At 61.8% G+C, this 251-nt stretch carries 2 tRNA genes; both read right to left on the bottom strand.

The features are described from left to right. Window position 1: 1 nt before the first annotated feature. Window positions 2-75 (bottom strand) — tRNA-Asp (locus tag ACQRAX_RS25725). A 99-nt stretch (window positions 76-174) separates the two neighbouring features. Next, window positions 175-251, bottom strand: a tRNA-Asp gene (locus ACQRAX_RS25720).

The following is a 251-nucleotide window of genomic DNA, read 5'->3' as shown; positions in this document are numbered from 1 at the left end:
GCGCAGCGGACGGGACTCGAACCCGCGACCCCCGGCGTGACAGGCCGGTATTCTAACCGACTGAACTACCGCTGCGTATCACACAAGCTTTCGCCTGTTTGAAACTGGGATCTGGCCTGAAGGCTTCGGTGCCTTCGGACCTCAAACCGGTTCTGGAACCGATCTGGAGAAAAGTGGCGCAGCGGACGGGACTCGAACCCGCGACCCCCGGCGTGACAGGCCGGTATTCTAACCGACTGAACTACCGCTGC

It is taken from the genome of Pseudomonas sp. UM16 (assembly GCF_050312595.1).
Taxonomy (GTDB): domain Bacteria; phylum Pseudomonadota; class Gammaproteobacteria; order Pseudomonadales; family Pseudomonadaceae; genus Aquipseudomonas.
The sequence above is the reverse complement of the archived record's forward strand: the minus strand, read 5'-3'. Positions and strand labels throughout refer to the sequence as shown.